At 59.7% G+C, this 16,496-nt stretch carries 12 protein-coding genes and 1 rRNA gene; 3 read left to right on the plus strand and 10 right to left on the minus strand.

Annotation, left to right across the window (positions count from 1 at the left end; genetic code table 11):
* A 16S ribosomal RNA gene (locus tag GYK42_RS28425) occupies nucleotides 1-109 on the minus strand; the annotation flags it as partial.
* A gap of 612 nt (nucleotides 110-721) precedes the next feature.
* On the opposite strand from GYK42_RS28425, the gene GYK42_RS28430 reads away from it, so the two are divergent.
* Nucleotides 722-2,710 (plus strand): sigma-54-dependent Fis family transcriptional regulator, encoded by a 1,989-nt coding sequence (locus tag GYK42_RS28430; protein ID WP_240943924.1) that lies wholly within the window; start codon nucleotides 722-724, stop codon nucleotides 2,708-2,710.
* A gap of 6 nt (nucleotides 2,711-2,716) precedes the next feature.
* Here GYK42_RS28430 and GYK42_RS28435 read toward each other — a convergent pair whose 3' ends face one another.
* The 7 genes from GYK42_RS28435 to GYK42_RS28465 form a co-directional block, all read right to left on the minus strand.
* A complete protein-coding gene (locus tag GYK42_RS28435; protein WP_166450220.1) occupies nucleotides 2,717-3,727 on the minus strand; it encodes an FAD:protein FMN transferase in 1,011 nt (336 codons plus the stop codon).
* Complete coding sequence (locus GYK42_RS28440) at nucleotides 3,717-5,819, minus strand: 4Fe-4S binding protein (protein ID WP_240943926.1); 2,103 nt, start codon at nucleotides 5,817-5,819, stop codon at nucleotides 3,717-3,719. The genes GYK42_RS28435 and GYK42_RS28440 overlap by 11 nt, the downstream gene beginning before the upstream one ends.
* Nucleotides 5,820-5,876: 57 nt before the next feature.
* The gene (locus GYK42_RS28445; RefSeq protein ID WP_166450222.1) at nucleotides 5,877-7,037 is read right to left on the minus strand and encodes a porin; all 1,161 of its coding nucleotides are present in this window, start codon (nucleotides 7,035-7,037) and stop codon (nucleotides 5,877-5,879) included.
* Between the two features lie 286 nt (nucleotides 7,038-7,323).
* Nucleotides 7,324-9,060 (minus strand): PQQ-dependent methanol/ethanol family dehydrogenase, encoded by a 1,737-nt coding sequence (locus tag GYK42_RS28450; RefSeq protein ID WP_277346723.1) that lies wholly within the window; start codon nucleotides 9,058-9,060, stop codon nucleotides 7,324-7,326.
* A 49-nt stretch (nucleotides 9,061-9,109) separates the two neighbouring features.
* A complete protein-coding gene (locus tag GYK42_RS28455; protein ID WP_166450224.1) occupies nucleotides 9,110-9,499 on the minus strand; it encodes a DUF779 domain-containing protein in 390 nt (129 codons plus the stop codon).
* A gap of 54 nt (nucleotides 9,500-9,553) precedes the next feature.
* Nucleotides 9,554-11,074 (minus strand): aldehyde dehydrogenase, encoded by a 1,521-nt coding sequence (gene adh, locus GYK42_RS28460; RefSeq protein ID WP_166450225.1) that lies wholly within the window; start codon nucleotides 11,072-11,074, stop codon nucleotides 9,554-9,556.
* A 337-nt stretch (nucleotides 11,075-11,411) separates the two neighbouring features.
* A complete protein-coding gene (locus GYK42_RS28465; RefSeq protein ID WP_166450226.1) occupies nucleotides 11,412-12,368 on the minus strand; it encodes a beta-propeller fold lactonase family protein in 957 nt (318 codons plus the stop codon).
* A gap of 203 nt (nucleotides 12,369-12,571) precedes the next feature.
* Here GYK42_RS28465 and GYK42_RS28470 point away from each other — a divergent pair, with 203 nt between their 5' ends.
* Nucleotides 12,572-14,707: a TonB-dependent receptor family protein gene (locus tag GYK42_RS28470; RefSeq protein ID WP_166450227.1), complete on the plus strand. Its 2,136-nt coding sequence runs from the start codon at nucleotides 12,572-12,574 to the stop codon at nucleotides 14,705-14,707.
* 160 nt (nucleotides 14,708-14,867) lie between these two features.
* Here GYK42_RS28470 and GYK42_RS28475 read toward each other — a convergent pair whose 3' ends face one another.
* On the minus strand, nucleotides 14,868-15,701 hold the full coding sequence (locus GYK42_RS28475; RefSeq protein WP_166450228.1) for a substrate-binding periplasmic protein: 834 nt from the start codon (nucleotides 15,699-15,701) through the stop codon (nucleotides 14,868-14,870).
* Nucleotides 15,702-15,726: 25 nt separating this feature from the next.
* The gene (gene pedF / locus GYK42_RS28480; RefSeq protein ID WP_034756828.1) at nucleotides 15,727-16,212 is read right to left on the minus strand and encodes a cytochrome c-550 PedF; all 486 of its coding nucleotides are present in this window, start codon (nucleotides 16,210-16,212) and stop codon (nucleotides 15,727-15,729) included.
* Between the two features lie 21 nt (nucleotides 16,213-16,233).
* Here pedF and GYK42_RS29155 point away from each other — a divergent pair.
* The coding region (locus GYK42_RS29155; RefSeq protein WP_205711602.1) for a hypothetical protein at nucleotides 16,234-16,496 on the plus strand (263 nt) is incomplete at its 3' end.

Here is a 16,496-nt window from a genome sequence, read left to right on the forward strand (position 1 = left end):
CACCCGTTCGCCACTCGCCACCAGAGCAAGCTCCGTGCTGCCGTTCGACTTGCATGTGTAAGGCATGCCGCCAGCGTTCAATCTGAGCCAGGATCAAACTCTTCAGTTTAATCTCTGTTACTTTGCCATTTTATTGGCACCGTCTTGCGACGGGTCGCTCACTCAAAAAACTGACAGGCCACTACTTTCGTAGCGCCTATTTCATTATTTCTTGTGAACATTTGATATTTTAAGTATTACGACAATCCGAAGATCATCGCTGCACTACATCAAATGCCCACACTTATCGACTGTTAATTGTTAAAGAACTGTATTCGGTACTGCTTATTTACTACTCTCGCGCTATCGACAAAGCGTTGTGTTTGTCAGCTGCGAAGAAGGAAGAGTATGAAGCGTTTGCAGCATTTCGTCAACCTTCTTTTTCACCCTGCTTTACTCGGCATTTGCATGCGTCGTTCAGCGAGGGGGCGAATTATAGCCCTGCCCCGCGCGCGCCGCAAGGGCTATTTTTCGCCCGTGTGAAACGGTCCCTGGCACCGCACTTGCTTATACCGACATAGGCACTGTCCACTGATGAGAGCAACTCTGGGCCTGGCAGCAACACTGGGGATAGCCCGGTTCGCTTTGCTTTGCTCCCATCTGTGACAGGTGCTACATTATGGAACACTCTCGATATTCAAAAGAGCGCCGCAGTACAGGGCCCAACGGAGGCAACGAGATCATGTATCAACCGTCAGCTACTTACCGTAGCGCACCGTTTTCGTCCATCGCGGACGCCAACATACCACCGGCAGGACAGGACAACGTTCCCGTCATCATTGAAACGTCCCATCAGCGTTCAGTCGCCTTTGGCCTGTCGCCCACGGCCACGCCCGATTTTACGCCGGCGGGCAAATCCGACCTGTCCTTGCTGATCGAGCAAAACCGCTTGCTGCACACGCACGCGCTGCCCGCCATGGAAACTCTGTACCAGCAAATCGTCAATACGCATAATATGGTGATCTTGACGGATGCCAACGGCGTCATCGTGCATTCGCTGGGCGATGATGATTTTCTGGAAAAAGCCAACCGGGTCGCTTTGCAACCGGGTGTGGCATGGTCGGAACAAAGCCGCGGCACGAATGCCATCGGCACGGCCATCACGGAAAAAGTACCGACGTTGGTCCATGCGGATCAGCATTATTTGGCCGCCAATCATTTCCTCACGTGCTCCGCGGCGCCCATTACCGACCATCGGGGCAACGTCATCGGCGTGCTCGATGTCTCCAGCGACCAGCGCAGTTTCCACAAGCATACGATGGCCCTTGTGCGCATGTCGGCGCTGATGATCGAAAATCAGTTGTTTTCCGCCACCTTCGAAGACGCCATCACCGTGCACTTCCACGCGCGTCCCGAATTCATCGGGACCTTGATGGAAGGCATCGCCTCATTCACGCCGGGTGGACGGTTCTTATCCGCCAACAAGAACGGCTTGTTCCAGCTGGGTCTGTCATTTGCCGCGCTGCAATCGCACACATTCAGCTCCCTGTTCGGCTTGCCCGTTTCCGCCCTGTACGACCATTACCGCACGGCCTCGCCCGGTTTGCTGAACCTGTGCATGCACAGCGGTGTGCGCGTGTATGGGCGTGCGCAGTTGCGCTTGGCCAATAGTGCCTTCCAACATGGCTTTGCATCCAATACCGAGCATAGCGACATCAACGCCGCCCCGGCCCAGGTTCCCGCACCGGCCAGCCATGCGGCCAACGCGGCGCGGCGCCTGTCTGGCCTGCGCTACCTGCGCACGGGCGATCCGCAGCTGGAACTGGTGATCGAAAAGGTCAACAAGGTACTGGGGCGCGACATCCCCATCCTCGTCATGGGCGAAACAGGGACCGGCAAGGAATTGCTGGCGCAAGCCATCCACAACGATTCGCCACGGGCCATGGGGCCGTTTATCGCCGTCAATTGCGCATCGATTCCGGAAACCCTGATCGAGTCCGAACTGTTCGGCTATGAAGACGGAGCGTTTACAGGTGCGCGCAAGAAAGGGGCAATAGGCAAGATCTTGCAAGCCAATGGCGGTACCCTGTTCCTCGATGAAATCGGCGACATGCCATTTGGTTTGCAGGCGCGCCTGTTGCGCGTATTGCAGGAACGCATGGTCACGCCGCTGGGCAGCAGCAAATCGATCACCGTCAATGTGGAACTCATTTGCGCCACGAATCATAACTTGCGCGAACGCATGGCCAAGGGATTGTTCCGCGAAGACCTGTATTACCGCCTGAATGGCCTGGTGGTAAAACTGCCGCCGCTGCGCGAGCGCTCGGACCTGGACACGGTTGTGAAAAAAATCCTCGCGACGGAAGCGCCCGATACGCGCTACACGGTGGCGCCGGACATCTTGCGCATGTTCCACCAGCACAAATGGCCGGGCAACTTCCGCCAACTGACCAATCTGTTGCGCACGGCCATCGTCATGGCAGGCGACGAACATGAAATCTGTCTACGCCACATGCCTGATGATTTCCTCGACGATATTGAAATGACTCAGGCGACTGCCGCCAGCGCCAGTACGGACCGCATGATCGCGGCAGGCGCCAACCTGGAAGAGATGGAACAGAGCGTCATTCTCAAGTCACTCGATGCCCACGGCGGCAACGTCTCGGCCACGGCGCGGGCGCTGGGCGTGTCGCGCAACACGATCTATCGCAAGGTGCCGCATCTGAAATAACCTAGTCTAGAGCAGACGGGAAAAGCCGGGCGACATCTGGCGCCGGCCCTGTTTGTCGATGGTCATCAGGTCGACGCCTTCCATTTGCGCGGCCATCGCATGCGCACGCGCCGCGCCCGTCACCATGAAAGTCGTCGACAAGCCATCGGCCAGCAAGCCCGTGGCCGCCAGCACCGTCACGCTGGCCAGTTCGCGCGGCGAATCCCCCTCCGAGGGATCGAAGATGTGGTGATGCACGAAGTCGGGTGTGAACGTGCACTCGTAGTCGCCCGAGGTGGCCACGCTGCGCCCTTCCACTTTCAAGGTGGCCGCGAGTATTTCTGCGTCGCGCGGATCCTGGATGCCCAAGGTCCAGGGACGGCGCACGGAACGCTGCCCGCGTGCAACGAATTCGCCCGTGTCCAGCAGCGCGTGCCGTATGCCGCGCGCCTGCACGGCCGCCAGCGCCATGTCCGCCGCGTAACCTTGCGCCAGACCATTCAAGGTCAACGCCATGCCGGGATGCAGGAAACGCACTTCGCGTTTGTCCCACGCCAGTTGCCGCCAGCCTACCCGCGCCTGCGCTTCGCGCCGCAATGCTTCCGCAGGCAAGCCGGCCTGGTCTGCCGCCGCGCGAAACAGCTGCCATAAAGGTTGTATCGTGATGTCAAACGCCCCATTGCTCCATTGCGACAAGGTTTGCGCCTGTGACAGCACGGCCAGCAAATGGGCGTCCGGCCGGGCCAGGCGGCCGTCACGGTTCAGCTGGAAGACTTGGCTGGCGGGACTGTAAATGCTCATCAGGCGGTCGATATTCCTGGCCGCATGCAAGGCATCCTCAATGGCCAGCTCGGCCTGGTGCTGATCGTTGTGCAACACGGTGATGGCGATCGTCGTGCCAAACGCCAGCGCAGCGCCTTGATAAGGGCGCGCGCCGGAGGCCGTGGCTGTGCCGCGCGCCATGCTGCCAGGCAATGACAAGCCCGCCATGCCGGTCACGCTGCCTATCGCTGCTGAAATAAAGGTTCTACGCTGCATTGCTGCTCTCCTCTGCCGTGGCAAGAACAATAGAAATGGTGCGGGCACGCTTGATTTCCAGCATCAAGGGTGCGCATTTTTCATCGCTGGCGTAAATCACCACGCAATCCATGCACTGAAAACACTCGCCGTAATCGACTTTCCCGCTCGGCGCGATGGCTTGATGCTCGCACCGGTGGCGGCAAGTCTGGCACGGCGTGCCGCACTCCTTGCGACGGGGAATCCAGTTGAACAAGTGAAACCGTCCCAGCAGCGCCAGCGCCGCACCAAACGGGCACAGATAGCGGCAAAAGAATTTATAGGAAACACTGCTGAGCAGCAGCAAGCCCACGGCATACGCGACGAAAGGCCAGGCGCGCACGAAGTTCAGGGTAATGGCCGTCTTGAACGGTTCCAGTTCGACCAGCTTGTCCGTGATCTGGCTGGAAAACAGGCTGCTGGAAAGGATGGCCGCCAGCAAGCCATACTTGATCCATTTCAAGCGCCCGTCGAGGCGCGGCTTGATCTTCCACTGAGGCAAGCGCAGCCACTGGCCCAGCTTGCCTGTGAATTCCTGCAGCGCCCCAAACGGACACAGCCAGCCGCAAAACGTGCCCCGTCCCCAGACAAGCAGGCTGAGCAACACGAACGCCCACAGGATCACCGTCATCGGATCGAACAGGAAAAAGCCCAGGCTGCGCCCCGCCAGCAGCGCCTGGAGCGCGCCCGTGATATTGACGATCGATAACTGCCCCTGCGCGTAATAGCCGATGAAGCCAATGGTAAACATCAGAAATAGACGGCGAAACCACGCAAATTGGCGGCCATCGCGCACCAGGCGTTTCTGCCAGGCCAATGCGCCGGCCAGCAGCGCCAGCCCGGTCACCAATAGCAGCAACTCGGCCTTGCGGTTCTTCCACGTGCCACGCCACGTGGCATCGTCGCCTTGCGGCGCCGTATAGAACTCTGCCGGCAAACGGTAGCTGACATCCACGTTGCGCGCGATGCGCTCCGGATACACGATGCCCTTGCTGCGCGTGATCGGCAGCGTGAACGCCAGCGGGCTGGCCGCATCGAGTCCCGCCTGGCTGATGATGCGCAATGCGACGATATTTTCCGTCGGCAATGGCCCCGTATCGGACAAGCTCAAGTCCAGATCCAGGTCGCGCATGTCGATGGGCAAGCCATCCTGTTTCAGCAACAAGCGGTCCGGCACGGTGCCGCGCACGAAATCGTCGCCCAGCACGCTATAGCGCCCGCGCGACATGACAAGGATGGCGTGGTCGCCCTCGTCAAGCCGGTTGCGCAATTTGTTCCAGCTGCGTTCCGTCAACAGGTTGCGCCCCACCGTGGGAACTGAGACGTACGCCAGGTACAGGTCGATGAACACGCCGTCCGGATCGCGCGCAGCTTCCGGTTCGAGCCCCGCGCCGGGACTGCCGGCAAACAAGGCTTCCACGTCCTTGTTGCTCAAGCGCATATGCTGGATCAATCCGCGCTCGAGCATCTGCGCCACGCCGAGTTTCTCGAATACCTCCATGCGGATGCGGGCGATCTGGTCCGGGTCGCGGCCTTGCGCAAAACCCAGTTTTTTGCGCGACACTTTCAAGGCCGAGGCCAGCACGCTCTGGTTGATGATGCGCACGGAAGCCGTGGCCTTCGATACACCATCGATATCGGCGTGGGTCGCATCTGGCGCGCGCTTGGTTCGCGCATCGATGGCGATATTCTGTTTCAGCGACAAGCCTTGATACTGCTTGACGAACTGAAACAGCGGCGCTTCCCCGAGGCCGTCGAGAAACACGGGTTCGTGCTGCGACAGCACGGCGACGTCGAGAAAACTGCCTTTCGGATCGATGGCGATCAGCAAATTGACGGGCACGCCGGAAAAGCCGGGGATGGGCGCCAGATCCACCGATTCAAAAACGTAGCCGACCAGTTCGGCCGCCGTGGCGTTTTGGCGGAACAAGGGCCAGACGGGCAAATCGGTCTCCTTGTCGCCCACGACGATGGGCGCGGGAAAGCGCCGCGCCAGTTCGGACTTGGTCAGCACACCGGCCCAAGCCTGTCCCAGGATAAACAGGAATAGCCAGCAGGCTATGAACAAACGCATTATCCGCATGCATGGTGCTCCGTGCGGCGCCCTGTTCCAAGGCGCCGCGTTGTTGAGTTAGAAGAAAATAATGCCGCCCAGAGACACGCCATTCATCTTCGCTTCACCGCCGGCAAAGCCTTTCGAGCGCGTCTGGCCCAGCTCGCCTACCAGGGTGATCGCGCTGTTGAGCGAGTAATACGCGCCCAGGGTCAGGTTAGCGTTCGACTTCAAGCCACCCGTGCCGGCCGTGTTGTCATCGTTCTTGCTGATGCCGTAGGACAAGCCCAGCTTCAGCTTGTCCGTCGTTTTATACGTGCCTTGCAGCAGCCAGTTCTTCGACTTGGTATCGCCCTGGTCCGCATCGGAAAGAATCCCCAATCCTTTGCCGCCCTGGAAGTTGACCAGCACGCCAGCCGGTCCCATCTGGTACGAACCGCCCACTTCCACACCACGCATGGTCAGGTCATCGACACCCGGCGTTTTCGAGGTGAATTTTTGCGACTTCACGCCCAGCCACGCCTTCAAGCCTTCCTGCGCATACGTCAGCTGCGCCTGCACTTGCGGACTCGACTTCGAAGAATAAGTCGAGCCTGCCACGATGGGCGTATCGGAGACGGGGCTGACCAGCGCCACGTCGACGCCAACGCCGCCCGACTTTGGCGAGCTGTACATGATCTGGCCATAGTTGCCCAGATAGGTATAGCCGGCGCCGATATGGCCCAGGGTCACCCGGCCCCGCTGCGTGGCCTGCACCGGTGCGCCCGAGCCCAGCAAGGTCATGTCGGACAAAATCGCATTCGCGCCGAAGATGCCGTAGTCGCGGCCCAGCTTGAAAGTGCCCATCTGCTCATTGCCAAACGTAAAGAAGGCCTGGCGTACGTCCACCACGCTGTTCTGGCTGATGGCGCTGTCCGTGGCAGTCGAGTTGTAGATACCAATCAAGGCTTTCACGTCGTATTCGCCCAGCCGCGATGCGGCGGAAGTGATCAAGCCGTTGGGCAGCAAGCCATTGCCGATCGTGGTGCGGTCCTTTTCTCCACCGCAGCCGAGCGCCTGGCCGCCCAGCGCCAGCCCTCCCACCGCATCGCCCGAACACGACACTTGCGTGTAGTAGGCGTTGACGATGCCGCCCACCGACACGGTCCAGTCGCCAGCCTTGATATCGACGGCTTGCGCCTGTCCCACCGCTGCGATTGTCATGACACCGAGGCTCCCCAGCTTGATCCATGTGTTCATTTCTTTTCCTCTTTCTTCTCTGTTTTTAGTGTGCACACCAGTGATTGATGTACCTCAAGCTTTGGCAATAAGCGTGCCCATCAAGCCCCAGAGGGAGAAAGAAAAAAAACGTCATTAACGTGTGCAGCGGCGGATCAATCGCCACTGACAGTGTTCATTTTTTGACCGCAAGTATGCGTATCTGCGTACACGTAAACAAAAAACTGACGGCCTGGGCCGTCAGCAAAAAGAAAACACCCGGCGGACAGGGAGACACCCATCCGTGTGGCCCGGATGTTTCACCCCGTTACTTCGATGCCAGCTTGAAGACCCACACGGAACCGCCCTGTTCCAGGAAGTTGACCTTCTTCGCCACTTCGCCGCCCCACAGCGGTACCGCGCCACCCCAGCCGGATACGACGGCCACGTATTGCGTGTCACCATCCTGCCAGGTGACGGGCGGCGCCACGACGCCGGAGCCCGTCTGGAATTTCCACAACTCCTTGCCCGTCTTCGCGTCGACGGCTTTCAGGAAGCCTTCCGGCGTGCCATAGAACACCAGGTTGCCGGCCGTGCTCATCACGCCACCCCACAGCGGCGCGTTGTTCTTGATTTCCCACACGATCTTGCCCGTCTTCGGATCGACGGCGCGCATGGCGCCGATGTAGTCGTCAAACAGGGGCTTGATGGTGAAACCGGCACCGAGGAAAGCGCCGCCCTTCTTGTAGCTGATCGGCTCGTTCCAAATATCCATGCCCCATTCGTTCGCCGGCACATAGAACAGCTTGGTTTGCGGCGAGTACGCCATCGGCATCTGGTTTTTTGCACCGAGGAAAGCGGGCGCGGCAAACACAGTCGTACCCTTCTTGCCTTCCTCGCCCTTGGTCGGGTCGCCAGGGCGGCCGGCGGCGATGTAGTTCGGCCGGCCCGTCTTCAGGTCGATGCTGCTGGCCCAGGTGATTTTCTTCACAAACGGAAAGGCATTCTGCAGCTTGCCCGTGTTGGCGTCGATCACATAGAAGAAACCGTTGCGGTCGGCCTTGCCGCCGTAGCGCTTGCCATCCATGTCGAAGGTGACAAATTCGTTGGCGCCGTCGAAATCCCAGGCATCGTTCGGCGTGTTTTGATACGCCCACTTGATCTGGCCCGTTTTCACGTCCAGCGCCACGGTGGACGATGAGTACAGATTGTCGCCGGGACGCAAGTGGCTGTTCCATGGCGCCGGGTTGCCCGTGCCAAAGTAGGCGAGCTTGGTTTGCGGATCGTAGGTGCCGCCCATCCACGTCGAAGCGCCGCCCGTTTTCCACAGGTCGCCCGGCCAGGTCTTGTTCACCGTTCCCGAGATACCGTTGTCGATGGCCTTGCCATCCTTGTCGTAGCGGTGGCCCATGTGCCCCTCTACCGTCGGACGGCTCCACACGAGGTCGCCCGTCATCGGGTTGCGCGCTTCGACCCGGCCCACGATGCCGAATTCACCGCCCGACACGCCCGTCAGCAGCAAGCCTTCGGCGATCAGCGGCGCGGCCGTCATCGAGTAGCCGGCCGCATAATCGTCGACCTTTTCCTTCCAGACGATCTTGCCCGTATTCTGGTCCAGCGCCACCAGGTAGGCGTCGAGCGTGCCGAAGATCACCAGGTTGCCGTACAGGGCGGCGCCACGGTTAACCACGTCGCAGCATGGCATGATGCCGTCCGGCAAGCGATGCTCATACTTCCACAGTTTGGCGCCCGTTTTCAAGTCGACGGCAAAGATGCGCGAATACGATGCCGTGACGAACATCTTGCCGTTATGAATCAACGGCTGCGATTCCTGGCCCCGCTGTTTTTCACCGCCAAACGAGAACGACCAGGCCGGCACCAGCTTGGCCACGGTCTTGTCATTGATCTGCGTCAACGGCGAATAGCGCTGGCCCTGCGTGCCCATGCCGAACGACAGGACGCTGGACGGATTCTTCGCCGTGCTGTCGAGCATGGCACTGGTGACATTGCCCACGTCGGCCGCCTGGGCCAGCGATGCCAAACTCAAACCGACGAATATCCCCATGATTTTTTTTTGCACAATCATCTCCCTCTGTTTTATTAGTATGTGTGTATCAAGTTTTGCGGTGCTCATGCGGCTGGGCATGCAGCAAGGCGCACTCTTCGTCGGTGAACAGGCGCGAGCGCGTCAAGAAACGCTTGCCTGTGCCGTTGTCGAGTGAAAACATGCCGCCATTGCCATCGACCACATCGATAATCAACTGGGTATGCTCCCAGTACTCGAATTGCTCGAGTCCCATGTAGAACGGTGTGCCATTCAAATTACCGAGATAGATGTCGGTATCGCTGACATCGAACTCGCCCAGCGCATAGCACATAGGCGTACTGCCGTCGCAGCAACCGCCCGACTGGAAAAACATCAGCGGGCCGTGACGCTGGCGCAACTTGTCCATCATTTCCAGCGCAGCATCGGTGGCGACCACCCTGGCAATTGCTGTACTCATGGCATCCCTTTCTGCGCGCCGCGCCCGGACGACAGGCGCGGCGCCTGTTGCCGTTTAGAAGAAGCCCAGCGCTTTCGGGCTATAGCTCACCAGCAAGTTCTTCGTTTGCTGATAGTGGTCGAGCATCATCTTGTGGTTTTCGCGGCCGATGCCCGATTGCTTGTAGCCACCGAACGCGGCGTGGGCCGGATACAGGTGGTAGCAATTGGTCCACACGCGGCCCGCCTGGATGGCGCGCCCCATGCGGAAGGCGCGCGAACCGTCGCGCGTCCACAAGCCGGCCCCCAGGCCGTACAAGGTATCGTTGGCAATCGCCAGCGCATCGGCCTCATCCTTGAAGGTGGTCACGGACACGACCGGTCCAAAGATTTCTTCCTGGAAGATGCGCATCTTGTTGTTGCCCTTGAACACGGTCGGACGCACGTAATAGCCCCCTTCCAAGTCACCCGCCTGCGTGTTGCGCTCGCCGCCGGCCAGCACTTCGGCGCCTTCCTGACGGCCGATGTCGAGGTAGGACAGGATTTTCTCCAGCTGCTCCTGCGACGCCTGCGCGCCGATCATGGTGGACGAATCGAGCGGGTTGCCCTGCTTGATGGCCGCCACACGCTTCAGGGCGCGTTCGATGAATTTCTCGTAGATCGATTCCTGGATCAGCACGCGCGATGGACAGGTGCATACCTCGCCCTGATTCAGCGCGAACATGGCAAAACCTTCCAGGCACTTGTCGAAATACTCGTCATCCGCATCCATCACGTCTTCAAAGAAGATGTTCGGCGACTTGCCGCCCAGCTCCAGAGTGACGGGAATCAGGTTTTGCGCGGCATAACCCATGATCAGGCGGCCCGTGCCCGTTTCGCCCGTGAAGGCGATCTTGGCGATGCGCTTGCTTGAGGCCAGCGGCTTGCCCGCTTCCAGGCCGAAACCGTTGATAATGTTCAGCACGCCCGGCGGCAGCAAGTCGCCGATCAGCTCGATCAACACCATGATGGAAGCCGGCGTCTGCTCGGCCGGTTTCAAGACCACGCAATTGCCGGCGGCCAACGCTGGCGCCAGTTTCCACACGGCCATCAGAATCGGGAAATTCCATGGGATGATCTGGCCCACGACGCCCAGCGGCTCGTGGTAGTGATAAGCATAGGTTTCCGCATCGATTTGCGCGACGGAACCTTCCTGCGCGCGGATGCAACCGGCAAAATAACGGAAATGGTCGATGGCCAGTGGAATGTCGGCATTCATCGTTTCGCGGATGGGCTTGCCGTTGTCGATGGTTTCCGCCGTGGCGATCAGGCCCAGGTTCTGTTCGATGCGGTCGGCGATGCGATTCAGGATATTGGCGCGCTCGGCAGGCGACGTCTTGCCCCAGGCATCCTTGGCGGCATGCGCGGCGTCCAAGGCCAGCTCGACGTCTTCCGCCGTGGAACGGGCGATTTCGCAAAATGGCAAGCCCGTGATCGGCGTGATGTTAGGAAAGTATTCACCTTTTACTGGGGCAACGAATTTGCCGCCGATGTAATTGTCATAGCGTTGTTTAAAGGGATTCGCTACGCCCAGTTTGCTGATGTCTGCGAGATTCATGTCGTCCTCTATCGGGTTAATTAGAATGGAATTGCTGTAATTAAAATCAAACGTCCTGGTACAGATGGGGTGAGTACACGGAGTCTTCCGCAAATGCCGTGCCAGCTCACCATCCCACTACAAACTTAGCCGCTTTTACCCTTGTTGCAAGGGTGTGGCGTCAATACCGGCGCGCTTTTCAGCGCATGCCCCGGGCATGAAAGGCGTGCGTGGCCTGTTTGCGATTTGAACAAGGGGGCGACGTCCTGTTCCAATCCGGGCCAACCCTGTTGCTGCGCCCCTCTACCGATGCACAATGGAACAGGTGTACCAGACTGGAGCACCTGTTCCCGTGGGACTAGCGAATCACCACGCCCCATGGCAATTCACCCACGGTAATATCGGCCACCTTGCGCGCGCTGGCCGTATCGATGACGGATACGCTGTTCGAGCGGCCATTGGCCACGTACAGTTTGGCGCCGTCGGGCGTGATGGCCATATTCCACGGGCGCTTGCCGACGGGAATGGTGGCCGTGACCTCGTTGCTGGCCGTATCGATCACCATCACCGTGCCGTCGATACCGTTCGAGACATACACCTGCTTGCCGCTGGGATGGACCACGATGCCATTCGCATTCTTGCCAGCGGGAATGGTGGCAATGGTCTTGCGCGCGGCCATGTCGATCACGTAGACGGCATTGACCAGTTCGCACGCCACGTAGGCACGGCCCGAGTCCGGGCTGAAACCGATGCCGCGCGGACGCAATCCCACGGCGATGGATGCCACCTGGCGGCGTTGCACCACATCAATGACATCGACTTGTTCAGCCTCTTCCGCGCTGACCAGCAGCCAGCGCCCATCCGGGCTGAAGACGGCATGTTCCGGATTGCGTCCATGCACCTTGATATCGGCGAGCAAGACGCCCGTCTGGCCATCGAGCAAGGCCACGCTATTGTTCTCCTCGACGGCCACGGCCACGTAATGACCGTCTTGCGAAGCGCTGACGCCTTCGGGCGACTTGCCCAGCGCCACCGTGCGCAGGGGGGCGCCGCCAGCGTTATCGATCAGCAGCAAGGCGCTGCTGGCCGCATCCGTGACAAACAATTGCCGTCCGGTGGGGTCGGCGGCGATGCCGCGCGGACGCTTGCCGGCTGCAATCTGGCGCACGACCTGATCGGTCCCCGTGTCGATCACACTCAAGGTGCCCGATTTTTCATTGGGCACATAGGCAAAGGGAGCGGCCTGGAGGGAGGTGCAGGCGAGCGCCGGCAGCAGCCAGCACACCTGGCGCAAGCACGAGAAGAAGTTGGGCATAATCACCTTTCGATGGCAAAACACAGGAAAAGCGCGCGGCATCGGCGCATCTGATAATTGCTGTATGCAAACGCCGTGCCACTGACACGCGTATAATTTCAGCCCACCAATGGAGACATGGCAGGCATATTGCTTGATACAAAGATGCAGACCTGCGCCGCGCACGCGACCAAGCAGGCTTTTATTCACATTGGAGAATCCGCATGCAGCACCGCTTCCGCCTGAACACCATCGCCAGCCTGTTTGTCGCCGGCAGCGCTACCCTCGCCCCCCACGTCTTTGCCGCCGAGGCCGCAGATCCGGGCGGGCAACTCATGGACACGGTGGTCGTCAGCGGCAGCCGCATCGCCCACCCCAGCCAGGAAGTGCCAGCCTCGATCGACGTCGTCGACAGCGCGCGCATACAGGATGGGCAAATCCGCGTGAACGCGTCGGAAGCGCTGGCCGCCGTGCCAGGCCTGGTCGTGCAAAACCGCCATAACTACGCGCAAGACTTGCAAATCTCGTCGCGCGGCTTCGGCGCCCGCTCGGCCTTCGGCGTGCGCGGCGTCAAACTGATCAGCGATGGCATTCCCGCCAGCATGCCCGATGGCCAAGGCCAGGCCGCCACCTTCAACCTCGATACGGCCGAGCGCATCGAAGTGCTGCGCGGACCGTTTTCTGCCATCTACGGCAACCACTCGGGCGGCGTGATCCAGCTGTTTTCCAAGGATGGGCAAAATCCTCCGTCCGTCGAACTGAACGTGACGGGCGGCAGCTTCGGCACCAGCAAGGTGGATCTCTCGGCCCAAGGACAGGCCGGCGGCATCGGCTACGTAATCGACGGTTCACGCTTCCGCACGGACGGTTTCCGCGACCACAGCGCCGCCACGCGCGAACAGGCGTTCGGCAAGATCACCGTCAAGCCGACGCTGGACAGCAAGCTGACCATCGTTGCCAACAGCCTGCACCAGGGCAACACGCAAGATCCGCTGGGCGCTACCTGGGCCACGTTTGCCCGCGACCCGCGCGCCGGCGAAACCGATGCGAGCGACACGCAAAACCCGAAGCGCACCCTGGCCGAGCGCTATAACACGCGCAAGAGCATCGACCACCAGCAAATCGGCGCCACCTATGAACAGTCGTTCGGCGAAGACCGCCTGCATGTGACGGCATACGGCGGCAACCGCGACGTGATCCAGTACCAGGCTTTTACGAAGGGTTTCCAGGCGCCAGCCAGCCATTCGGGCGGCGTGGTCGACTTCCAGCGTGAGTTCTATGGCATCGATACCAATTGGCTGCACGTGAACCGGCTGGCTGGCGGCAAGCTGAGCACCACTATCGGCATCGACTATGGCCGCTCCAGCGATGACCGCACCGGCTATGAAAATTACATCGGCAACACGTTTGGCGTGAAAGGCAAGCTGCGCCGCGACGAGCAGGACGTCGTCTCCAGCCTCGATCCGTATATCCAGACGGAATGGCAAAGCGGACCATGGCTGCTCAGCGCAGGTATGCGCTACAGCAAGATGAAAGTGTCGGTCAACGACCGCTATCTCAGCAATGGGAACGACAGCGGCAGCCTGGAGTTCAGCCACACGACACCGGTGCTGGGTCTGCTGTATAAACTGACACCGGACGTCAACGTATACGCCAGCGCCGCGCGCGGCTTCGAAGCGCCCACCTTGAACGAACTGTTTTACTCGGGCACGGGCGGCGGCTTCAATTACCAGCTGAAACCGGCCACCAGCACCAACCTGGAAGCGGGCATCAAGGCCAGGATCGCCAACAACACGCACGTGAACGCGGCCGTGTTCCAGATCAAGACCAACGACGAGCTGGTGGTCGACAGTTCCAGCGGCGGACGCACCAGCTACCGCAATGCCGGCAAGACCTTGCGCCAAGGCATGGAAGTGTCGCTGGACTCGAACCTACCATATGGCTTCACGGCGAAAGTGGCGCTGACCAGCCTGCACGCCGTGTATGACCAGGCGTTTGGCAGCGTGCGCGAAGGCAGTCGTTTGCCTGGTGTGCCCAGCGCCAACCTGTTCGCGGAACTGGCCTGGAAAGACACGCTGGACCGCTTTGGCGCGGCGCTGGAAAGCGTGGCCAGCAACCAGGTCTACGCGGAAGACAGTAACAGCGAAAAACCGGCGCCCGGCTACACGGTGTTCAATGCGCGCTTCAACGCCAAACAAAATGTGGGGAACTGGCGCTTCAAGGAATTTGCCCGCCTGAACAATCTTTTCGACAAGGTCTACGTGGGCTCCGTCATCGTCGGCGACAGCAACAAGCGCTACTATGAAGCGGCGCCGGGACGTAACTGGTTGTTGGGCGTCAGCGCCCAATACGCGTTTTAAGAACACCTGAGAAAAAAGTCCATGGCGGCGTTGCATTGCCTTGTCGTACTATTCGTACTGCCTGCGGCAATGCGCCTTGCCCTGAACATTTTTCAGGCGTTCTCATGAAAAAGCCCGCGTATCTTCCGATACGCGGGCTTTTAAACTCCAGCAAGCTACTTCAGGGCCGCGCTTCCTTCACGCCATATTTCTCAAAAATGGTTTTCAATTCGCCGCTGGCCGCCATCTCGTTCATGGCTGCCTGCAGCAACTTGGCCACGTCGAACTGTTGCTTGCTGACGGCCAGGCCCACGGCCCAGCCGGCACGCGGCAAGCGGGCGAACGCCACTTCGCTCAAGGGGAAAGCGGGATCGCTTTTCAGCACCGATTCGATTTCCGAACGGTTGGCCAGCACGGCGTCGAGCTTGCCCGCCTGCAATTGTTGCAAGGCTTCCGCGGCCGTATCGAAGATGCGCACGTCGTCGCGGTACTTGCCATTGTCTTCGCCCAGCATCAGCATGGCCGCGATCGACACCTTTTCCACGCCGATACGCTTGCCTGCCAGCGAGGCGACTCCGTCGAATTGCGGCACAGCTTGCGCGCTGCGTGCCAAGCGCACGGTTTCCACGTAATACGGCGCGAAGATCTCGACCTTGTCGTTATCGGCCATCAACTTCTTATCGACTGGCACATGCAGCATCACGTCGGCGGGGCCATAGCCGAGGTAATGCCCCTTCCACACCATATTGCGCAAATCGTCGTTCAGGTTTTCGCCGGCGGGAAATGGCAGCAAGCTCAGTTTCAAGCCCAGCTTTTTCGCCAGCGCTTCGGCAATATCGATATCGATGCCAACACCCTTGTCGGAAAACGGCGCGAACTCGTTGTACACAGCCACTTTCAGGCTACCCGACTGCTGCACTTTCTGCCAGTCGGCATGCGCCGGCGCGGCTGCGCACAGCGCCAGGCAAGCGAGCGAGATCATCGCGCGCACGCCCCGCAGTTGAAATGAACGCATGGGACTCCTTCGTGATCGGTTCAGCTTAATTGGATTCGCGGCGCGTTTCCAGATAGGTCTTGATGGCCCACATGGCTTCCTGGTTGAACACGCCCTCGAACGGTGGCATGTACACGGCTCCATTGCGCACTTTACCGTGACGGATGGTGGTCAGGTAGTAATTGTCCGTCTCCTTGTAGCAAGCCTGTTTCTTTGTCTCATTCTTGATACCGAAACAATCACGGTCCAGCTGGCGCAAGTCCGGCGCGATGCCGCCCGAAATGGCTTCGATGCCGTGGCAGCGGGCGCAATTCTGGTTGTAGGCCGATGTGCCCACCGTCAAGGCCAGCTTGTTGCCCCGATACGGGTTTTGCTCGAGCCACTTGTCGCCCACCTTGGGCAAGCCCGTGGTATCGACGCCCTGCGGCGTGACATTGCCATGCGCATAGGCATGCGGCAAGGTCAGCAGAGAAGTGAGGGCAACGGCGCCGGCGGCCGCCATGCCGAGCAGGGTACGAATGGAATAGGTCATGCTGGTCTCCTTGGTTTTTTAGTGAATATCCAAGAAGAGCAAATGCCATGCCATGTCTATATGCCCCGCATCCGGCCGTCCATGTATCAATTTGGAACAGCTGCAACACGTATTTGTGTCACCGCACGCGTCAGCCGACAGCGCCAAACAAAAGCTTCAGACGAAAAAAAACCCCACCATTGCTGGCGGGGTTTTTCTCTACTGCGAATAACAAGCCTGACGATAACCTACTTTCACACTGGTTGCAGCACTATCATCGGCGCAAAGTTGTTTCACGGTCCTGT

Source organism: Janthinobacterium lividum (assembly GCF_011601275.1).
Taxonomy (GTDB): domain Bacteria; phylum Pseudomonadota; class Gammaproteobacteria; order Burkholderiales; family Burkholderiaceae_D; genus Janthinobacterium; species Janthinobacterium lividum_E.